The 20,377-nt window shown below is 70.5% G+C and carries 16 protein-coding genes; 4 read left to right on the top strand and 12 right to left on the bottom strand.

All coding sequences use genetic code 11. From position 1 onward, the window contains the following. Positions 1-77: 77 nt before the first annotated feature. The 8 genes from ACN6LB_RS18610 to ACN6LB_RS18575 form a co-directional block, all read right to left on the bottom strand. Positions 78-1,439 (bottom strand): ThuA domain-containing protein, encoded by a 1,362-nt coding sequence (locus ACN6LB_RS18610; protein WP_445026886.1) that lies wholly within the window; start codon positions 1,437-1,439, stop codon positions 78-80. Between the two features lie 12 nt (positions 1,440-1,451). After that, entirely contained in the window at positions 1,452-3,992 is a 2,541-nt protein-coding gene (locus ACN6LB_RS18605) for a PQQ-dependent sugar dehydrogenase (RefSeq protein WP_445026885.1), read from the bottom strand. A gap of 79 nt (positions 3,993-4,071) precedes the next feature. Beyond that, the gene (locus tag ACN6LB_RS18600; protein WP_445026884.1) at positions 4,072-5,073 is read right to left on the bottom strand and encodes a sugar phosphate isomerase/epimerase family protein; all 1,002 of its coding nucleotides are present in this window, start codon (positions 5,071-5,073) and stop codon (positions 4,072-4,074) included. A gap of 107 nt (positions 5,074-5,180) precedes the next feature. Beyond that, positions 5,181-6,401 (bottom strand): Gfo/Idh/MocA family protein, encoded by a 1,221-nt coding sequence (locus ACN6LB_RS18595; RefSeq protein ID WP_445026883.1) that lies wholly within the window; start codon positions 6,399-6,401, stop codon positions 5,181-5,183. Between the two features lie 52 nt (positions 6,402-6,453). After that, complete coding sequence (locus ACN6LB_RS18590) at positions 6,454-7,509, bottom strand: substrate-binding domain-containing protein (protein ID WP_356141369.1); 1,056 nt, start codon at positions 7,507-7,509, stop codon at positions 6,454-6,456. 29 nt (positions 7,510-7,538) lie between these two features. Then, complete coding sequence (locus ACN6LB_RS18585) at positions 7,539-8,558, bottom strand: ABC transporter permease (RefSeq protein ID WP_356141371.1); 1,020 nt, start codon at positions 8,556-8,558, stop codon at positions 7,539-7,541. Then, complete coding sequence (locus ACN6LB_RS18580) at positions 8,555-10,066, bottom strand: sugar ABC transporter ATP-binding protein (RefSeq protein ID WP_445026882.1); 1,512 nt, start codon at positions 10,064-10,066, stop codon at positions 8,555-8,557. The genes ACN6LB_RS18585 and ACN6LB_RS18580 overlap by 4 nt, the downstream gene beginning before the upstream one ends. Positions 10,067-10,227: 161 nt before the next feature. Then, positions 10,228-11,409 carry an ROK family protein gene (locus tag ACN6LB_RS18575; protein ID WP_445026881.1) on the bottom strand — a complete coding sequence of 394 codons (1,182 nt, stop codon included), beginning with the start codon at positions 11,407-11,409 and terminating at the stop codon, positions 10,228-10,230. Between the two features lie 256 nt (positions 11,410-11,665). Here ACN6LB_RS18575 and ACN6LB_RS18570 point away from each other — a divergent pair, with 256 nt between their 5' ends. Then, positions 11,666-12,529: an MOSC domain-containing protein gene (locus ACN6LB_RS18570; RefSeq protein WP_445026896.1), complete on the top strand. Its 864-nt coding sequence runs from the start codon at positions 11,666-11,668 to the stop codon at positions 12,527-12,529. A 26-nt stretch (positions 12,530-12,555) separates the two neighbouring features. Then, positions 12,556-13,755 carry a low temperature requirement protein A gene (locus ACN6LB_RS18565; RefSeq protein WP_445026880.1) on the top strand — a complete coding sequence of 400 codons (1,200 nt, stop codon included), beginning with the start codon at positions 12,556-12,558 and terminating at the stop codon, positions 13,753-13,755. Between the two features lie 58 nt (positions 13,756-13,813). On the opposite strand, the gene ACN6LB_RS18560 is transcribed toward ACN6LB_RS18565, so the two are convergent. From ACN6LB_RS18560 to ACN6LB_RS18545, 4 genes are all read right to left on the bottom strand, one after another. Then, positions 13,814-14,488 carry a GntR family transcriptional regulator gene (locus ACN6LB_RS18560; RefSeq protein WP_445026879.1) on the bottom strand — a complete coding sequence of 225 codons (675 nt, stop codon included), beginning with the start codon at positions 14,486-14,488 and terminating at the stop codon, positions 13,814-13,816. 219 nt (positions 14,489-14,707) lie between these two features. Then, a complete protein-coding gene (locus ACN6LB_RS18555; protein WP_356141383.1) occupies positions 14,708-15,655 on the bottom strand; it encodes a beta-ketoacyl-ACP synthase III in 948 nt (315 codons plus the stop codon). Positions 15,656-15,793: 138 nt separating this feature from the next. Next, positions 15,794-15,928 (bottom strand): MFS transporter small subunit, encoded by a 135-nt coding sequence (locus ACN6LB_RS18550; RefSeq protein ID WP_445026878.1) that lies wholly within the window; start codon positions 15,926-15,928, stop codon positions 15,794-15,796. Then, positions 15,897-17,228, bottom strand: a complete 1,332-nt coding sequence (locus ACN6LB_RS18545; RefSeq protein WP_356141387.1) for an OFA family MFS transporter — start codon at positions 17,226-17,228, stop codon at positions 15,897-15,899. Before ACN6LB_RS18545 ends, ACN6LB_RS18550 begins: the two co-directional genes overlap by 32 nt. Before the next feature lie 251 nt (positions 17,229-17,479). Here ACN6LB_RS18545 and ACN6LB_RS18540 point away from each other — a divergent pair, with 251 nt between their 5' ends. Together ACN6LB_RS18540 and ACN6LB_RS18535 are read left to right on the top strand one after the other, a co-directional pair. Continuing rightward, on the top strand, positions 17,480-18,451 hold the full coding sequence (locus ACN6LB_RS18540; RefSeq protein ID WP_445026877.1) for a 2-dehydropantoate 2-reductase: 972 nt from the start codon (positions 17,480-17,482) through the stop codon (positions 18,449-18,451). Beyond that, positions 18,448-20,373: a molybdopterin oxidoreductase family protein gene (locus ACN6LB_RS18535; protein ID WP_445026876.1), complete on the top strand. Its 1,926-nt coding sequence runs from the start codon at positions 18,448-18,450 to the stop codon at positions 20,371-20,373. Before ACN6LB_RS18540 ends, ACN6LB_RS18535 begins: the two co-directional genes overlap by 4 nt. Positions 20,374-20,377 lie beyond the last annotated feature (4 nt).

Raw genomic sequence — 20,377 nt, 5'->3', positions numbered from 1 at the left:
CAGGTCGTACGCGAACCCCGTCAGGACAGGTGGGGAAGACGGCGGGCGGGAGTACGGCGTCTCCCGCCCGCCGCCGTTCAGTTGCCCGGCGCGGCCGAACGCGCGGGCAGTTCCTTGATCCGCACATTGCGGAAGGACACCTGGTCGCCGGTTCCGTGGTTCTGGATACCGAGGTGTCCGTCACGCAGGCTGCGGGCCGGATCGGTGTTGGTGAAGTCGTTGATCTGCACGCCGTTGAGCCGGACGCGGAGTCGCTCGCCCTCCACGCGGATCTCGTACGTGTTCCACTCCCCCGGCGGGTTCAGCGCACGGTCGCGCTTCCTGATGTCGGCGGACTGGAAGCTGTACACGGCACCGGTGGTGCGATCGGGGGTGTCGGTCGCGTCGATCTGGATCTCATAGCCGTTGTTCACGGCCGACCAGGGGTCGTCGGAGGCCGGGAACCCCACGAACACACCGGAGTTGTCGTCTCCGGAAGGGCCGGACATCTTCCAGTCGAGTTTCAGCGAGTAGGAGGCGAAGTCCGACTCGGCGTACCAGAGCATTCCCAGTCCGCCGTTCGACGTGAGCGTGCCGTCGTCGCTCAGGTCGAAGGAACCCGGTCCCGCCTGCTTCCATGCCGCCGGCGACTGCGGCGTGCCGTCGAAGAGCGGGCGGTAGCCGTTCTCCGGGCGGCAGTCGGCCTGTGCGGCGCCGATGGCGTACCGGATGCCGCCCAACAGGTGTTGCCGGAAGGCGGGGTCGGCGTACGACTCCTTGGTGTGGCCGGCGCCCGTGTAGAAGGCGCGGCCGCCCCGGTAGTTCTGGCACCAGGCGATCGGGTGGTCGCCGTTCATGGTGCCGCCGGTGTAGGACGACTCGTCGAGGGAGGCGAGGACGTGGACTCGTTCCCGGGGGTTGGAGCGGTAGTTGTACCACTCGTCTGTGCGGTCCCACGTCCGGGAGAGTCCCGAGGTCGCGGGGTGGGAGCGGTCCTCGACGTTCACCGTGGCGGGCTGGATCGCCGGGTGCGACTGGAACCAGGCGCCGACGAGGCCGCCGTAGAACGCCCAGTCGTACTCGGTGTCGGCGGCGGCGTGGATGCCGACGTAGCCGCCGCCGTGCCGGATGTAGCCCTCGAAGGCGGTCTGTTGCGCGGGGTCGAGGACGTCCCCCGTCGTGGACAGGAAGACGACCGCGTCGTAGCGCCGCAGGTTCGCCGAGGTGAAGGCCGCCGCGTCCTCGGTCGCGTCGACGGTGAAGCCGCCCGTCTCACCGAGCTGCTGCACGGCCGTGACGCCGTCCGGGATGGAGTCGTGCCGGAAGCCGGCCGTCTTGGAGAAGACCAGGACCCGTTTCCCGGAACCGTCGGACGGGTGGGACGCGGCGGGTCCGGAGACGCAGCCCAGGAGCAGGACGGCGCCGCCGACCACGCTTGTCAGTCGGATGGTTGAGCGCATCAGGCACCTCCCTCAGCCGGTCGTGAAGGCGAAGTCGTCGACGTCGTACAGGGCGCCGCTGCCGCTCCCCTTGAAGACCAGGTAGAGCGTGGTGGTGCCGCGGGGCGCGCGGGACAGGTTCGCGGTGACGTCCTGGAAGGTCTCCCAGCCGCCGGTGACCGGTACCGTCGTCTTGCCGAGCAGGGTGCCCTTCGGCGAACCGGCGCGGATTTCGAGGGTGCCGCCGGCGCCGCCGGATGCGATGCGTGCCGTGATCGTCCTGGCGTTGGTCAGGACGTACGGCGTGAAGGAGATCCAGTCTCCGTTGTTGATGTCGCCGACGGTCTTTCCTCCGTGCGCGGTGTCCTTGGTGATCACCGAGACTCCGGAGGCGTTGCCGAAGTGCTCGGCCTGGCGGTGCCGGGGCTGGGCGACGTTCCGGTCGTGCGTGGTGAGCGGGGCCTGGCCGCCGCCTCCGCCGTCGGTGTACTCGGCGTCGAGGACTCCGAAGATGTTGGCGTCGTCGTCGTGACCGCCGTCCGCACTGGTCTGAAGGGTGCCGGAGCAGCCGTCGGCCGAGGTGAGCGGGTGACCGTGGGAGTCGTGGCCGAGGATGAAGGTGACCTTGACCTTCGCGCAGTCGACGGCGGTCCCGTCCTCGGGGTCGGTGACCTTCACCTTGAAGGGGATCGCGTCACCGAAGGTGAACAGCTGCCCGTCCTGCGGGAGTTCGAGGACCACCTTCGGCGCGGTGTTGCCGACCACGACCTGCACGCTCGCGCTGCCGGTGCGGCCGCTGGGGTCCTTCACGGTCAGGGTCGCCGTGTAGGTGCCGTTCTTCTTGTACTTGTGCGTCGGGTCGAGCGCGGTGGACGTGCCGCCGTCCCCGAAGTCCCAGCTGTAGGTGAGCGCGTCACCGTCCTGGTCACTCGTGCCCTCGGAGGAGAACCGCACCCTCAGCGGCGCCTGCCCGGAGGTACGGTCCGCCGCAGCCTGCGCCACCGGTGAGTGCCCGTCGGTGGCGTTCTCGATGCGGTACAGGCCGGAGTGCTCGTCGCCGCCGAACCAGGCGGTGCCGTAGTCGAGGACATAGAGGGCTCCGTCCGGCCCGAACGCCATGTCCATCACCTGGGTGCCGGTCCACGGGAACGCGTTGATGGACTGCACGGTGCCGCTGCCGTCCGTCACGATCCGCTTGATCCAGCGACGGCCGAACTCCCCGGCGAAGAAGTTCCCGTCGTACGCCTCGGGGAACTTGACGGGCGAGTCGAGCGAGGCGTCGTAGTGGTAGACCGGGCCGCCCATCGGGGACTCGGAGCCGTCGCCGAACTCCGGGACGGACGAGCCGTCGTAGGGAATCCAGGCTGACTGTGCGGGCGGCAGATCGGTGAGGCCGGTGTTGTGCGGCGAGGTGTTCTTCGGCGCTGCGCAGTCGAAGGCCGCACCGGAGGCCTTGGTGGCGAAGTCGTAGTCCACGTAGGCGTCGTTGGCTCCCGTGCAGTACGGCCAGCCGAAGTTGCCCGCCTTGGTCACTCGGGCGAACTCGACCTGGCCGCCGGGTCCGCGGGCCGGGTCGGCTGCGCCCGCGTCGGGGCCGTAGTCGCCGACGTAGACGATGCCGGTGGCCTTGTCGACGCTGAAGCGGAACGGGTTGCGGAAGCCCATCGCGTAGATCTCGGGGCGGGTCTTTTCGGTCCCCGGCGGGAAGAGGTTGCCGTCGGGGATGGAGTAGGAGCCGTCGGCGTTCACCTTGACGCGCAGGATCTTGCCGCGCAGGTCGTTGGTGTTGCCGGCCGAACGCTGGGCGTCGAAGGCCGGGTTGCGGTCGGCGCGCTCGTCGATGGGGGTGAAGCCGTCCGACTGGAAGGGGTTGGAGTCGTCCCCGGTCGAGAGGTAGAGGTTGCCCGCCGCGTCGAAGTCGATGTCGCCGCCGACATGGCAGCAGATGCCGCGGGAGGTCCGGACGTCGAGGATCTTCTTCTCGCTGGCCGCGTCGAGCGTGCCGTCCGCTTTGAGGACGAACCGCGAGAGCCGGTTGACACCGTCGAAGGGGGCGAAGTCGGCCGCGGTGCCCGTCTCCGGGGCATCACCGGCGGGTGTGTCCAACGGGGGCGCGTAGTAGAGGTAGATGAAGCGGTTGTCGGTGAAGTCGGGGTCTACGCCTATGCCTTGGAGGCCTTCCTCGTCGTGTGCGTACACGTCGAGCTTTCCCGCGAGCTTGGTGTTGCCCGCCGCGTCGGTCAGGCGGAGTTCGCCGTCGCGCGAGGTGTGCAGGACCGAGCGGTCCGGGAGGACGGCGAGGGACATGGGCTCGCCGACCTCCGGTTCGCCCTTGGCCAGGGTGACTTGCTGGAAGTCCTCGGCTGCGGCGGCGGTCGCGGCCGAGCCGGAGCCGGCCGCCGTGGTGCGCCCGGACTTGCTTCCCGGGTCGGCGACGGCTGCGCCGGCCGGGGGTGCGGTGAGGGTGAGGGACACGGCTGCGAGCATCGCCCCGGTGAGCAGGGCGAGGGTGCCTCTGAGCCGCGGGCGTCTGCGGGGAGTGGGGTTGTCTCTGTGGTGTCCGTTCGCGTGCACGAATGCCTCCATGAAGGGGCTGGTCGTACGGGTGTGTGCGGTACGCCGGGGTGCGCCGTCACCCCGGAGAGTCATACGGTCAGTTGCCGCCGAACGCCGCGTCGAACGAGGCCGACGGAGGCTCGAAGTCGTAGGCCTTGAGACGGGTCAGTGCCTCGGGAGCGCCCTGGAGCCGGTCCATGCCGGCGTCCTCCCACTCGACCGAGACGGGGCCGTCGTAGCCGATGGAACGCAGCATCCGGAAGACGTCCTCCCAGGGGACGTCGCCGTGGCCCGCGGAGACGAAGTCCCAGCCGCGCCGCGGGTCGCCCCAGGGCAGGTGCGAGCCGAGGCGGCCGTTGCGGCCGTCGAGCCGCTTGCGGGCTTCCTTGCAGTCGACGTGGTAGATGCGGTCGCGGAAGTCGTACAGGAAGCCGACCGGGTCGAGGTCCTGCCACACGAAGTGACTCGGGTCGAAGTTGAGACCGAAGGCCGGGCGGTGGCCAACGGCCTCCAGTGCGCGGTGAGTTGTCCAGTAGTCGTACGCGATCTCGCTCGGGTGGACCTCGTGCGCGAACCGCACGCCCTGCGCGTCGAAGACGTCCAGGATCGGGTTCCAGCGGGTCGCGAAGTCCTCGTACCCGCGCTCGATCATCGACTCCGGCGCGGGCGGGAACATGGCCACCAGGTGCCAGATCGACGAGCCCGTGAAACCGATGACGGTGTCGACGCCGAGGGCAGCCGCTGCGCGCGCGGTGTCCGCGATCTCGGCGGCGGCCCGCTGCCGTACGCCCTCGGGCTCGCCGTCGCCCCAGATGCGGGCGGGCAGGATGGCCTGGTGGCGTTCGTCGATGATGGCGTCACAGACGGCCTGACCGACGAGATGGTTGGAGATCGCCCAGCACTTGAGGCCGTACTTGTCGAGGAGTTGGTGGCGCGAGTCGATGTAGGCGGGGTCGGCGAGTGCCTTGTCGACCTCGAAGTGGTCGCCCCAGCAGGCCAGTTCGAGTCCGTCGTAGCCGAAGTCGCGGGCGAGCCGGCAGACCTCTTCGAGGGGCAGGTCGGCCCACTGGCCGGTGAAGAGTGTGAAGTTCCGTGGCACGTGTCAGCCTCCTCGGACCACCTCGGTGGCCCGTGTGTGCGGGTCTCGGACCACCTCGGTGGCCCGTGTGTGCGGGTCTCGGACCGGCGTGGTCGGCGTGTGCGGTCTCAGACCGCGATGGGCGTGTAGACGGAGTTCTTCGCGGCGCTCTCCTCGACGGCCGCGAGGACGCGCTGCACCTGCAGCCCGTCGGCGAACGACGGCGTGGGCGGTCGGCCCGCCGCGATGGCCTGCACCAGGTCACGGGCCTGGTGGACGAAGGTGTGCTCGTAGCCGAGGCCGTGACCCGGCGGCCACCAGGCCTCCAGGTAGGGGTGTTCGGACTCGGTGACGAGGATGCGGCGGAAGCCCGCGTGCGTGCCGGGTTCGGTGTGGTCGTGGTAGGAGAGTTCGTTGAGCCGTTCCAGGTCGAAGGCCAACGAGCCGCGCTCGCCGTTGAGTTCGATGCGCAGGGCGTTCTTGCGGCCGGTCGCGAACCTGGTGGCCTCGAAGGAGGCGAGGGCACCGGAGGCGAACCGGCCGGTGAACAGGGCGGCGTCGTCCACGGTGACGGGCCCTCTCGCGGACCCGCCCGCCGCGCTCAGACCGCTGGTCGCTCCGGCCGGCAGGGGCCGTTCACGGACGAACGTCTCCGTGAGGGCGGAGACGCCGAGCAGCGGCTCCCCCGCCAGGTACTGCGCGAGGTCGACGATGTGCGCACCCAGGTCGCCGAGGGCCCCGGACCCGGCCTGTTCCCTGCGAAGCCGCCAGGTGAGCGGGAACTCCGGGTCCACCAGCCAGTCCTGAAGGTACGTCACCCGAACATGCCGCAAGAGGCCCAGGCGTCCTTCCGCGACCATGGCGCGGGCGAGTGAAGTGGCGGGCACCCGGCGGTAGTTGAAGCCGACCATGGAGATCTGGCCGCGTGCGTGGGCCTCATGTGCTGCCCGCGTCATCGCCTCCGCCTCCTCGACCGTGTTCGCGAGGGGCTTCTCGCACAGCACGTGCTTGCCCGCGGCCAGCGCCGCGACGGCGATCTCGGCATGGCTGTCGCCCGGGGTGCAGATGTCGACGACGTCGACGTCGTCCCGGGCGATCAGGGCGCGCCAGTCGGTCTCGACGGCCGCCCAGCCGTGCCGGTCCGCCATGGCACGGACAGCTCCTCGGTCGCGGCCGCAGACGGCGGCGAGGACCGGGCGGCTCGGCAGGTCGAAGACGCGGCCCACGGTGCGCCAGCCCTGGGAGTGGGCGGCGCCCATGAAGGCGTATCCGACCATGCCCACACCGAGTGCCGGCTTCCCGGCACCTGTGTCCGCTTCGGCCTCGTCGGGCTGGTGCGGCTGTCCCATGCTGATGTCCTCCTCGTCGTCGTGGCGCGGTGGGGGGTGCGGGCGGGGCGGATCACCTGAAGCCGGTGGCCATGTACTGGCCGACGTTGTCCTTGTCGACGACGGCGGAATAGAGGGTGAGCGACGCCGGGATCTCGAACTCGGCGAGGCCTCCGATCCCCTTGCCCTGGCCGAGCGCGCGGGCCAGGTCGATCGCGGAGGCGGCCATCGTCGGCGGATACAGCACCGTGGCCTTCAGCACGCTGTTGTCGGCCTTGATGGCCTGGAAGGCGGAGAGGGCGCCCGCGCCGCCGACCATCAGGAAGTCGTCGCGCCCGGCCTGCTTGATGGCGCGCAGCGCGCCCACGCCCTGGTCGTCGTCGTGGTTCCACACCGCGTCGAACTTCGGCTGCGCCTGCAGGAGTTGGGCCATCTTGGCCTGGCCGGACTCGACGGTGAAGTCGGCGGCCTGACGGGCCACCTTCCTGATGTTGGGGTAGTTCTTGAGGGCCGCGTCGAAGCCCTGAGTGCGCTGTTTGGTGAGTTCGAGGTTGTCGAGCCCGGCCAGTTCGATGACCCGGGCGTCCTTCTTGTCCTTGAGCTTCTCGCCGATGTAACTGCCGGCACTCAGACCCATGCCGTAGTTGTCGCCACCTATCCAACAGCGGTACGCCTGCGGGGAGTTGAAGATGCGGTCGAGGTTGACGACGGGGATGCCGGCGCGCATGGCCTTGAGGCCGACCTGGGTGAGCGCCTTGCCGTCGGCGGGGAGCACCACCAGGACGTCGACCTTCTTGTTGATCAGCGTCTCGATCTGGCCGATCTGCGCTGCCGTGTCGTTGGAGCCCTCGGTGATCTCCAGCGACACGTCCGAGTACTTCTTGGCGCGGTTCTTGGCGTTGTCGTTGATGGCGTTGAGCCAGCCGTGGTCGGCCTGGGGGCCCGCGAAGCCGATGGTGACGTGCTTGCCGGGCTTGTCGTCGGCAGCCGGCTGGTCGTCCGCGGCTGGCTTCTCGTCCTTGGGGTCGTTGCTGGTGCAGCCTGTGAGGAGGGCGCCGGCCGAGACGGCGGCGGTTCCGAAGAGCAGTCCCCTGCGGCTCGCGACAGCTGTCCGGCTCAGGTATGGCATCGACTCTGGCATGGCGGTGAACCCTTTCCTCAGGTCGTGCTCGCGGTACGGCGCTGGACCAGCACGGCGGCGACGATGATCGCGCCCTTGGCGATCTGCTGGACGTCGCTCTGCAGGTTGTTCAGGGCGAAGATGTTGGTGATCGTGGTGAAGATCAGGACGCCGAGCACGGAGCCGGTGATGGTGCCCCGGCCGCCGGTGAGCAGCGTGCCGCCGATGATCGCGGCGGCGATGGCGTCGAGTTCGTAGAGGTTGCCGTTGGTGTTCTGGCCCGAGCCGGACAGGATGATCAGCAGGAACGCGGCGATGCCGCAGCACAGTCCGGACAGGAGGTAGAGGTAGAGCCGCTGGCGCCGTACGTCGATGCCCGCGAGCCGTGCCGCCTCGGCGTTGCCTCCGACGGCGACCGTGCGCCGGCCGAACGTGGTGCGGTTGAGAATCAGCCAGCCGATGACCGTGACGACGGCGAAGACGAGGACCAGCGGCGGTATGCCGAGGACGTACGCGTCGCGCTCGCCGAGCTTCAACACCCCTTCCACGGAGACGATCTGGGTCCTGCCGTCGGTGATCTGGAGGGCGAGTCCGCGGGCCGAGGCGAGCATGGCGAGGGTGGCGATGAAGGGCACCATCGCGCCGTACGCGATCAGCAGTCCGTTGACCAGTCCGCAGCCCACGCCCACGAGCACCGCGGTGAAGAGGATGCCGGCGAAGCCGTACTCCTGGGTGGCGAGCGTCGTCGCCCACACCGAGGAGAGCGCGACGATCGCGCCGACCGAGAGGTCGATGCCGCCGGAGGTGATGACGAAGGTCATGCCGACCGTGACGACGCCGATCACCGAGGCCTGGGTGAGGACGAGTTGGAGGTTTCGGGTGTCGAGGAACTCGTCGGGTTTGGTGATGCCGCCGATGACGATCAGTGCGGCGAGCACGCCGAGGAGGGAGAGGGTGCGGACGTCGGCGTGGGCCGCGAGCGTCCGCCACGCGGGGAGCGGTGCCGTCGAGGGCACCTTGTCGGTACGGTCCCGGGGCGGGGACGCGGGCTGCGTCATGAGGTTCCTTCCATGACCAGGTCGAGGACGCGGTGTTCGTCGAGTTCGCGGGCGGGCGCCGTGTGGACGACGCTGCCCTCGCGGAGCACCAGGACACGGTCGGCGAGGCCGAGGACCTCGGGCACTTCGCTGGAGACCAGCAGCACGGCGAGGCCTTCGTCGGCGAGGCGGCGGATGACCGCGTACAGCTCGGCGCGGGCCCCGACGTCGACGCCGCGGGTCGGTTCGTCGAGCAGCAGCACCTTGCAGCCGCGCAGCAACCAGCGCGCCAGGACCGCCTTCTGCTGGTTGCCGCCGGACAGGGTGCGCACGGGTACCGCCGGGTTGTCGGGGCGCAGGGACAGCTCGCGTGTCGCGGTGCGGGCGGCCCGGCGCTCGGCGCCCCGGTCGATCCAACCCCCGTGCGAGAAGCGGGACATGGAGGACACCGACACGTTGCGGGTCACGGACTCCAGCATCAGCAGGGCCTGTGCCTTGCGTTCCTCGGGAGCAAGCCCGAGTCCTGCGCGGACGGCGGCCCGTACGCTGCCGGGCCGCAACGGGCGTCCGTCCACGGTGACTTGACCGGCGCTCGGCCTGCGCGCTCCGTAGATGGTCTCCAGGATCTCGGAGCGGCCGGAGCCGACCAGCCCGGCCAGCCCGACGATCTCGCCGGGACGCAGCTGGAGGTCGAGGGGCGCGAACTCCCCCTCTCTGGCCAGGCCTTGCACTGTCAGCACCGGTTCGCCGGGGGCTGCGGTCGCGGGCCGTTGCGGGAAGACGTACTCGACGTTGCGTCCGGTCATCAGCGCCACGACGTCGCGGGTGGGCGTGGACTTCGCGGGCAGTCCGCCCGCCACCGCCCGGCCGTCCTTCAGGACGGTCACCCGGTCGCCGATGCGGCGGATCTCCTCCAGCCGGTGCGAGATGTAGACGACGGCGACGCCGTCCGCGGTCACATCGCCCACGATGCGGAAGAGGTTGTCGACCTCGTCGGGGTCGAGGGCGGCGGACGGCTCGTCCATGACGATGAGACGTACGTCGTGGGAGAGCGCCCGCGCCATGGAGACGATCTGCTGCTGGGCGGCCGAGAGGTCGCCGACGAGGCGTCCGGGGTCGATCTCGCTGTGCCCGAGCCGCTTGAGCAGGGCGGCTGTCGAGCTCTTCGCCACCTTTCCGCGTACGACGAACCCGGCGGCCGTGGGCTCGTGCCCGAGGTGGACGTTCTCGGCCACCGACAGTCCCTCCACCAGGTCGAGTTCCTGGTAGATGGTGGCGATGCCGAGGCGCATGGCGGCGATGGGCGACCTCAGCACGGCCGGTTCACCGCGCCAGGTGATCGTTCCGTCGTCTGGCTGGTGAGCGCCGGCGAGGACCTTGATGAGGGTGGACTTGCCCGCCCCGTTCTGGCCGAGCAGACAGTGCACCTCGCCGGCCTGGACGTCGAGGTCGACGCCGTCGAGGGCCCGGACGCCGGGGAACGACTTGGTGATGCCGGACATGGTGAGCAGGGGTGGTTCTGGTGCCATGACGGTTCCCCTCGGCGGGCGTGCGGGCCGGATCCAGGGCAGGGCGCTTACACGAGCAAGCAGGTTCAGGGCGTGGCGGAGCAGGGCGCTGTGCGGGTGACGTCGTACGGGATGTTGCGTACGGGAGGTGGCGTGCGGGAGGTGGTGTCGGGGAGGCGTTGCTACGCGGGCGAGAACAGGTGGTCGCTGATGAGCCGGGCCGCGCCGATGACTCCGGCGGTGGGGCCCAACTCGCCCAGCACGATGGGCAGATTGCCGGTCGCGAGCGGCAGTGACTGGCGGTAGACCTGGGTGCGGATCGCGGCGAGCAGGGTGTGGCCGAGACCCGTCACCCCGCCGCCGATCACCACCAGACCGGGGTTGAAGAAGGAGACGAGCGCGGCGATGACCTGGCCGGTGCGGTCGCCGCCCTCGCGGATCAGGGCGAGTGCGGTGGCGTCGCCGGCGGCGGCCGCGGCGGCGACGTCGACGGCGCTCAGGCTGCCGGTCGCCTCCAGACGCGTCGCCAGGTCCTGGGAGAGGCCCTGCTGAGCGGCCTCCGTGGCGTCGCGCGCAAGCGCGGCACCGCTGAAGTGGGCTTCCAGACAGCCCCGGTTGCCGCAGGCGCAGGGGCGGCCGTCGGGCACGGCCTGGATGTGTCCGATGTCGCCGGCGCTGCCGGTCACACCGCGGTGGACCTCGCCGCCGACGACGATGCCGCAGCCGATGCCCGTGCCGATCTTGACGCAGAGGAAGTCGCCCACGGAGCGGGCGACGCCCGCGTGCTGCTCCCCCATCGCCATCAGGTTCACGTCGTTGTCGACCATGACCGGGCAGCCGAGGTCCTGGCTGAGCGCCTCGCGCACCGGGAAGCCGTCCCAGCCGGGCATGATCGGCGGCGCGACCGGCACGCCCTCGGGGAAGCGGACCGGACCCGGGACGCCGATGCCGGCGCCGTCGAATCCCTCCGCGAGCCCGGAGGCCTTCAACTTGGCGGCCATGGCGAGGACTTGCTCGAACACGGCGACCGGGCCCTCGCGGACGTCCATGGGCTGGTTGATGTGCCCCAGGATCTCCAGCTCGGCGTTGGTGACGGCGACATCGATCGAGGTCGCCCCGATGTCGACGCCGAGGAAGCGGAGTGCGGGGGCGAGGCGGACGTTGTGGGAGCGGCGGCCACCGCGGGATGCGGCGAGGCCGTCGGCCACCACGAGCCCGGTCTCCAGCAGCCGTTCCACCTCGACGGCGAGCTTGGACCGGGAGAGGTCGATCTGATCACCGAGCTGGGCACGGGAGTTGGGGCCGCCGTCGCGCAACAGCCGTAGCAGCCGCGCCTGGTGGGCGTTGGCGGGTCGTGCCGTCATACGTCTCACGTGCCCCTCCCCGCTCGGTCGGCCCGCACCCGGTTGAACGGCTTGCACCCGTCGGGTTCCGGCCGATTCTCCGGCTTGCTTTCGAGGCGAACGTAGCAGCGGCTGCATGGGGTGGGAAGAAGTAACGCACGAATTGCTTTCAACTTTCTCCACTCTCAGGACAAAGTAGAGAGTCGCGACTTCGTGCACAGGCAGCACAATGGGGCCACTGACGTGCGGAGTTGATGACGGGGTGGGCATGGAGAGGGTGTTGGGGACCGTGGGTGCGCTGTGGCGGCATCCGGTCAAGTCGATGCTGGGGCAGCGGATCCAGGCCGCCGAGGTGACCGATCGCGGACTGGCCGGCGACCGGCGCCTCGCCCTCCTGGACCGGGAGACGGGCAAGGTCGCCAGCGCCAAGAACCCCCGGCTGTGGCGGACCCTGCTCACCTGCACGGCGACACCGGAGGAGTCCGCGACACGCATCACCGCGCCCGACGGCACGGTCGTGCGGAGCACCGACACTGACGTCGACGAGGCGCTCTCGGCGATCGTGGGCCGGGCGGTCACCCTGATCGGCACACCGCCGCCGCAGGGCACGCTGGACCGGTCCCGGCCCGAGGAGGTCCTGCGTGCGGGCGTGGACGCCGAAGTGGACGCCGATGTCGTGCAGTTCGGCTCGGCGTCTCCCGCCGGTACGTTCTTCGACTTCGCGCCGCTCCACCTGATGAGCACCTCGACCCTCACCCGGGTGGGCGCGCTGCATCCGCGCGGGGCCGTGGAGGTGCAGCGCTACCGCCCCAACGTCGTGATCGACACGGACGGGGTGGGATTCGTGGACCACGGGTGGTTCGGCGGGGAGTTGAGGATCGGTGACCGGCTCGCGCTGCGCGTGGTGGCCTCGACGCCGCGCTGCGCGGTGCCGACCCTCGCGCACGGCTCCCTGGCGCGTGACCCGCACGCCCTGCGCACGCTCGCCGAGCACCACCGCGTCCCCGCGCTGCCGGGCCGGGCCCCGGAACCCTGCGCCGGCGTCTACGCCCAGGTCCTGCGGCCCGGCCCGGTGCGGCTCGGGGACACCGTCCGGATCTCGGATTCCGCTGGACAGCCGCGCCCTGACCTGCTGTCGTGACGCCGACACCACATCAGGGGGAACGCATGACCGAGCACGCCACGGAGTCACGACCAGGGGCCGACACCGGCAGGACGGCCCAACGGGTCAGCACCCTGGAGCTCTTCTTCGATCTGGTCTTCGTCTTCACGCTCACGCAGATCACCGTGCTGCTCGCCGCCGACCTGTCGTTCGCGACGGCGGGGCGGGTCGCGCTGATCTTCGTCGTACTGTTCTGGATGTACGGCGCCTACGCGTATCTCACCAACCAGGTGCCGCCCGACCGCCCTTCGCGACGCCTCCTGCTGATGCTGGGCATGGCGGCCTTCCTGGTGTGCGCGCTGGCCATTCCCCGCGCGTTCGACGACGGCGGCGTGGTCTTCGGGCTCGGCTTCCTGGGCGTCGTCCTCGTGCACAGCGCGCTCTACACCCGAAGCCACGGCCGCGACGTCGTCTGGTACGCGGTGCCCAACTCGCTGGCCGCGCTGTCGGTCACGGCCGCCGGACTCCTCGACGGCCCGGCCGCGGACGGGCTGTGGCTGCTCGCGATCGTGCTGCAGTTCGTCACACCGTTCTTCGCCGAGCACGGCCCACGGCGCCGGGACGGGCGCGAAGCCGCCTATCTGCGCGCCCAGTTGGGCGGCCTGAACCCGGCCCACTTCGTGGAGCGGCACGGACTGCTGCTGATCGTCGCCTTCGGCGAGTCCGTCATCGCGATCGGAGTCGGCATCGGCGATCAGCCGCTCACCGCGGGCCTGTTCGGCGGCGCGTTCCTCTCGCTGGCCCTGGCGGGCGCGCTGTGGTGGACGTACTTCGTGCGCGACGAGGACCGGGCGGAGGCCGTGTTCACGGCGACGCCGCCGGACCGGCGCTGGCGCCTGGCGATGAACGCCTACTACTACGCCTTCCTGCCGATGCTGCTGGGCATCGCCGCTCTCGCGGCGGGCGTCAAGAAGTCGCTGGGGCACCTCACCGAGCACCTGCACACCGGCCCGGCGCTCGCCCTCGCGGGCGGGGTCGCGCTGTTCCTCGCCGGGGACGTGGCCTTCCGCACGGTCCTGCGGCTCCTCCCGGTGAGCCACCGCGCCGCAGCCGTGCCCGTGGTCCTGGCCACCGCGCTGCTCGGCGTCCACCTCTCCGCGGCCGCCGAACTACTGGCCCTGGTGGCCGTGTTGGTCGCGATGCTGGCGGCAGAGGCACGCTGGGCTCCGTGCACAACTGCGGACACGGCTGCGGAAGACGCCTGACCGTCACGGGCCACGCGCGCGCCCCGTCCGGCGTGTGCGGCGCGTGCCGTGCGGCCGGCTACTTCTCGCGCTCGTGGTACGTCTTGCGCGTGTGCTCCGTGTGGGCTCGCATGACCTGGGTGGCGCGCGCCTCGTCGCGGTCGGCGATGGCCGCGATGAGGTCGCGGTGCTCGATCCAGGACTGGCGGCCGCGCTGCCGGGCGACCGGTGTGTAGTACCAGCGGACGCGGCGGTCGACCTGCGCGGCCAGTTCGGCGAGGACCGTGTTGCCCGCCAGTTCCATGACCTTCGCGTGGAAGCGGGCGTTCATGGCGACCGCGGCGTCCACGTCGTCGGCGGCTACGGCGCGCTCGCCCTCGGTGCACAGCTCCTCCAGCACGGTGATGCCGGCGGTGCCCGCGCTCGCCGCGGCGAGCCGGGCGGCCTCGGCCTCCAGGAGCGTACGGACGGTGAGGAGCTGGTCGGCCTCCGCCTCCGTCGGCTCATGGACGAACGCGCCCTGGGCGGGCCGCAGATCGACCCAGCCCTCGGTGTTCAGCCGCTGCAGCGCCTCGCGCACAGGCTGCCGGGAGACACCGAGGTGCCCGGCGAGTTCGCTCTCGACCAGGTGCTGGCCCGGCTGGAGGGCACGCGTGGTGATGAGTTCGAGCAGTGCCTCGTAGACGCGGTCGCGCAGCGGGCCGGGCCGTTCGAGCTTGGGCACCGCCCCCTGCGGCAGTCCTGTCGACAACATCGCGGTTCCCCTCCTGGGCAGCGGGGCCAGGGACTCCGTCGACCGTGGCGGTGACGACGGCGGCGGCGCCGCATCCGGAAAGCCAGTATGAATTGTCTTTCGTCTACAGTCTACGGCGCACAATGGCCAGGGGGAGGAGAAGTCGGGCTCGTCACACACGGACGTAGGCACACATGAGGGGCGGCCGTACGCGCACCTCAGGGGCAGTGCACCCACACGTCAGGGGCAGCGGACTACCTGTCCCGCGTACGACAGGTTTCCGCCGAAGCCGAACAGCAGCACGGGGTCGCCGCTGCGGATCTCGCCGCGCTCCACGAGCTTGGAGAAGGCGAGCGGGATGCTCGCGGCCGAGGTGTTCCCGGAGTCGACGACATCGCGCGCGACGACGGCGTTCACCGCGCCGATCTTCCCGGCGAGGGGCTCGATGATGCGCAGGTTCGCCTGGTGCAGCACGACCCCGGCGAGCTCCTCGGGTGCGAGACCGGCGCGCTCGCAGGCCTGCCGCGCGATCGGCGGGAGCTTGGTGGTGGCCCACCGGTAGACGCTCTGGCCCTCCTGCGCGAACCGCGCGGGCGTGCCCTCGATGCGCACCGCGTTGCCCATCTCGGGCACCGATCCCCACAGCACCGGCCCGATGCCGGGCGTCTCCCCGTCGGGGACCGCCTCGACCACGGCGGCGCCCGCGCCGTCGCCGACCAGGACGCAGGTCGTACGGTCGGTCCAGTCCGCGACGTCCGACATCTTGTCGGCGCCGATGACCAGCGCACGGGTGGCGGCGCCCGCCCGCACGGTGTGGTCGGCGGTCGCGAGGGCGTGCGTGAAGCCCGCGCAGACCACGTTGACGTCCATGGCGGCCGGGGAGGGGATCCCCAGACGGGCGGCTACCCGGGCGGCCATGTTCGGCGAGCGGTCGACGGCCGTGGAGGTGGCGACGAGGACCAGGTCGATGTCGGCCGGGTCCAGACCCGCCGCCGCGAGCGCCTTGGCCGCCGCGTGCGCGGCCAGCTCGTCGACCGGCTCGTCGGGCCCGGCGATGTGGCGCGTGCGGATACCCACCCGGCTCGTGATCCACTCGTCGCTGGTGTCGACCAGGCCCGCCAGGTCCTCGTTGGTGAGTACCTTGGCGGGCTGGTAGTGGCCGACGGCGGCGATCCGCGTGCCGTTCATGGGTGGTCCCCCTCGTTGCCTTGGGTAGCGGGATCCACCAGTCTGATCAGTGACTCACGGGTACGACGGCAGGCGAAGGGACAGGAAAACCGCGTCAGGCTTGTCGGCTTCTGTCAGCCCTTCGGACGGCCCGAACAGCTACCCCGTGAACAACTGAGTCGCCTTCTGTACGAGTTCGTACAGGCCGTAGCAGAGCGGCGCGCCCACCCACAGCCAGGCGAAGGCGATCAGCCCACGGCGGTCAGGCGGACTCGGACTGCTCTCGCCGGACATCGGCGGCCTCCCTCGGTGCGGGGATGTGGTGACGGGTGTGGACGGGCCGGACGAGCTCGTTGGCGACGAAGCCGACGACGAGCAGCCCGATCATGATCATGAAGGAGAGGCCGTAGAGGGCCGAGCCGTGTTTGCCCTCGTCCTCCTGCCGGTCGGCGATCCAGTTGACGATCAGCGGGCCGAGCACACCGGCGGTGGACCAGGCGGTGAGCAGCCGGCCGTGGATCGCGCCGACCTGGTAGGTGCCGAAGAGGTCCTTCAGGTAGGCGGGGACGGTCGCGAACCCGCCGCCGTAGAAGGAGAGGATCACCAGCGCGCACACGATGAACAGCGGCTTCGAGGAGTCCCCGAACCACGCGATGAGCGCGTACATCAGGGCGCCCACGCCGAGGTAGACGCGGTAGATGTTCTTGCGGCCGATCAGGTCGGACGTCGACGACCAGCCGATACGGCCCGCCATGTTGGCCGCCGAGAGCAGCGCGACGAATCCGGCCGCCGCGGAGGCCGACACCGGCGTCGAGGTGTCCGCGAAGAAGTCCGTGATCATCGGGGCGGCCTTCTCCAGGATGCCGATGCCCGCGGTCACGTTCATGCACAGCACGACCCACAGGCACCAGAACTGCGGGGTGCGCACGGCGTTGCGGGCCGAGACCTGGACGCCCTCGAACGCACTCGGCGCGCTCTCGACAGGCTTCTCGCTGCGCGGTACGCGCACCAGCAGCACACCGAGGGTCATGAAGACGGCGTACGTCAGTCCGTGCACGAGGAACGCGAGCGCGATGCCGTGCGAGTCGGAGCCGAAGGACTTCAGCATCTGTGCGGACCACGGCGAGGCGATCAGCGCACCGCCGCCGAAGCCCATGATCGCGATCCCGGTGGCCATGCCGGGCCGGTCCGGGAACCACTTGATCAGCGTCGAGACGGGCGAGATGTAGCCGATGCCGAGGCCGATGCCGCCCACGAAGCCGTAGCCGAACACAATCAGCCAGAACTGCTCGGTGGCGGCGCCGAGCGCGGCGATCAGGAAGCCGGAGGAGAAGCAGACGAGGGCGACGGTCATCGCCCAGCGCGGCCCGTTGCGCTCCACGAGCGTGCCGCCGAACGCGGCGGACAGGCCGAGCATGACGATGCCGAGCTGGAAGGGCAGCGCGCTCTGGGTGCCGCTGAGGCCGAGCGCGGATTCGAGCGGCGGCTTGAACACGCTCCAGGCGTAGGCCTGGCCGATGGAGAGGTGAACCGACAGGGCTGCGGGCGGAACGAGCCAGCGGCTCCAGCCGGCCGGTGCGAGAGGGGGGCTCATGATCCCGGAGGATAGGAAGGATCAAGGGAGTTGAGAACCTGCGCGTCGACCGTATGCGGTGAGCGGTATGCAGGAAGCGGCGAACGGTCGGCGGGGGGCGCGGGTGGAGCGAGACGGGCCCGGCAACGGGCCCGGGACCGCGTTCAGTGCTGCGCGAAGTCTTGCTGGTCCAACTTCCATACTGTAGACAATATTTCGTCGACAGTGTTCGGCAGTTCCTCGGTACCCTCGACCGAACGGAGCGAGCCACCGTGAAAGTCGCAGTTCTCGGCGCCGGTGCGATCGGCGCCTACGTCGGCGCCGCGCTGCACCGCGCGGGCGCCGATGTGCATCTCATCGCCCGTGGACCGCATCTCGCGGCCATGAGGCGCGACGGCGTCCAGGTCCGCAGTCCACGCGGCGACTTCACCGCGCGGGCCCATGCCACCGACGACCCGGCCGAGGTGGGCCCGGTCGACTTCGTCCTGCTGGGCCTGAAGGCCAACTCGTACGCGGCGTGCGGGCCGCTGATCGAGCCCCTGCTGCACGACACCACCGCGGTGATCGCCGCCCAGAACGGCATCCCGTGGTGGTACTTCCACCGGCACGGCGGCCCGCACGACGGCCACCGCGTCGAGAGCGTGGACCCCGGCGGCGCGGTCAGTGCGGTGATCGCGCCCGAACGGGCCATCGGGTGCGTGGTGTACGCCGCGACCGAGCTGGCAGGGCCGGGAGTCGTACGCCATCTCGAAGGCACCCGGTTCTCCGTCGGCGAGCCCGACCGCTCGATCTCGCAGCGCTGCCTGGCGTTCAGCGAGGCCATGCGGGCGGGCGGACTCAAGTGCCCGGTCGAACCGGACCTGCGCAACGACATCTGGCTCAAGCTGCTCGGCAACATCTCCTTCAACCCCATCAGCGCGCTGGCCCGCGCCACGATGCGGCAGATGTGCCTGCACGGCGGCACCCGCAAGGTCATCGAGATCATGATGACCGAGACGCTCGCCGTCGCCGAGGCGCTGGGCTGTGAGGTCGGCGTCTCCATCGAACGGCGGCTGGCCGGGGCCGAACGCGTCGGCGACCACCGCACCTCCACGCTCCAGGACCTGGAGCGCGGCAAGCCGCTCGAACTCGACGTCCTGCTCGCCGCCGTCGTCGAGCTGGCGGACATCACCGGCGTCCCCGTGCCGACGCTGCGGACCGTCCACGCCATCTCGGACCTGCTCGCATTGAGGACCGCCGCATGAGGAAACGCGACCGAACTCCCAAGACCTACAACCGACTTACGCATCCCTTGATCCGCGACTCCCGCGACGAACCCTTCCGCCCCGCCACCTGGGACGAGGCGCTGACCCGTGCGGCCGCCGGCCTGGACGCGGCGCGCGGCGCGTTCGGGATGTTCTCCTGCGCCCGCGCGACCAACGAAATGAACTATGTGGCGCAGAAGTTCGCGCGGGTCGTGATGGGCACGAACAACGTGGACTCCTGCAACCGCACCTGCCACGCACCGAGCGTCGCCGGTCTCACGGCGGCCTTCGGCTCGGGCGGCGGCACCTCCTCGTACGCGGAGGTCGAGCACACCGACCTCGTCGTGATGTGGGGCTCCAACGCCCGCTTCGCGCACCCGATCTTCTTCCAGCACGTGCTGAAGGGGATCCGCAACGGGGCGCGGATGTACGCGGTCGATCCGCGCCGCACGAGCACCGCCGAGTGGGCGGAGAGCTGGCTCGGGCTGAACGTCGGCACCGACATCCCGATGGCGCACGCGATCGGCCGCGAGATCATCCACGCGGGCCTCGCCAACCAGGCGTTCATCGACCGGGCGACGTCCGGCTTCGAGGCGTACCGGGCACTCGTCGAGCCATGGACGCTGTCGCTCGCCGAGAAGGTGACGGGCGTACCGGCCGCAGCCATACGGGAGTTGGCGCACGCCTACGCACGGGCCGAGCGGGCCCAGCTGTGCTGGACGCTCGGCATCACCGAGCACCACAACGGCACCGACAACGTCCGCGCACTCATCAACCTGTCCCTGCTGACCGGGCACGTGGGCCGCCACGGCTCCGGGCTCCAGCCCCTGCGCGGCCAGAACAACGTGCAGGGCGGCGGCGACATGGGAGCCATCCCCAACCGGCTGCCCGGCTTCCACGACATCCTCGACCCCGACGCCCGGCTGAGGTTCGAGTCCGCCTGGGACACCGTCATCCAGCCCCGCTACGGGCTGAACCTGACCGAGATGTTCGAGGCCATGGAGGAGGGCGCCCTCAAGGCCGTCTACTGCATCGGCGAGAACCCCGCCCAGTCGGAGGCGGACAGCGAGCAGGCGGTGCAGCGGCTGCGCAACCTCGACTTCCTCGTCGTCCAGGACATCTTCCTCACGAAGACGGCCGAGTTGGCGGACGTCGTGCTCCCCGCGACCGCCGGGTGGGCCGAGACGGAGGGCACGACGACCAACAGCGAGCGGCGGGTCCAGCGGGTACGCCGGGCCGTCACACCGCCCGGCGAGGCGCGCGAGGACGTCGACATCATCTGCGACCTGGCCTCGCGCCTGGGGCACGAGTGGAAGTACGCGGACTCCGAGACCGTCTGGAACGAGCTGCGGTCGGTGTCGCCGGACCACTACGGGATGACGTACGAGCGCCTTGAGGAACACCAGGGCATCCAGTGGCCCTGCCCGCAGACGGACCGGCTCGAACCGACGTATCTGCACGGGCGGTTGTGGGAAGCGGATCCCGCGAAGAGGGGGCTTCTCGCACCCTTCGGGCTCGTCGCGCACGATCCGCCCGTCGACCTCACGGACGAGCAGTACCCGATCCGGCTCACCACCGGGCGCCGCCTCGACTCGTACAACACCGGTGTGCAGAGCGGTGGTTTCGCCTCCCCGCTGCGGCGCGGCGAGTTCGTCGAGCTGTGCCCGGAGGACGCCGAGCGCTACGGGGTCGCGGTGGGCGAGGAGGTCCGGGTCTCGTCCCGGCGCGGGGCCGTGGTGGCACCCGTGTGGGTCGACACGGCGCTGCGGCCCGGGCTCGCGTTCATGACCATGCACTTTCCCGACGAGGTGGACACCAACCAGCTGACGATCGAGGCCAACTGCCCGATCGCGGGCACGGCGGAGTTCAAGGCGTCGGCCATCCGGATCGAGAAGCTGCCCGCTGCGATGCAAGTGAGGTGATGTG

Source organism: Streptomyces sp. SAS_270, assembly GCF_052543295.1.
Note: the sequence above shows the minus strand (reverse complement) of the source record. Positions and strands in the feature narration are given on the sequence as shown.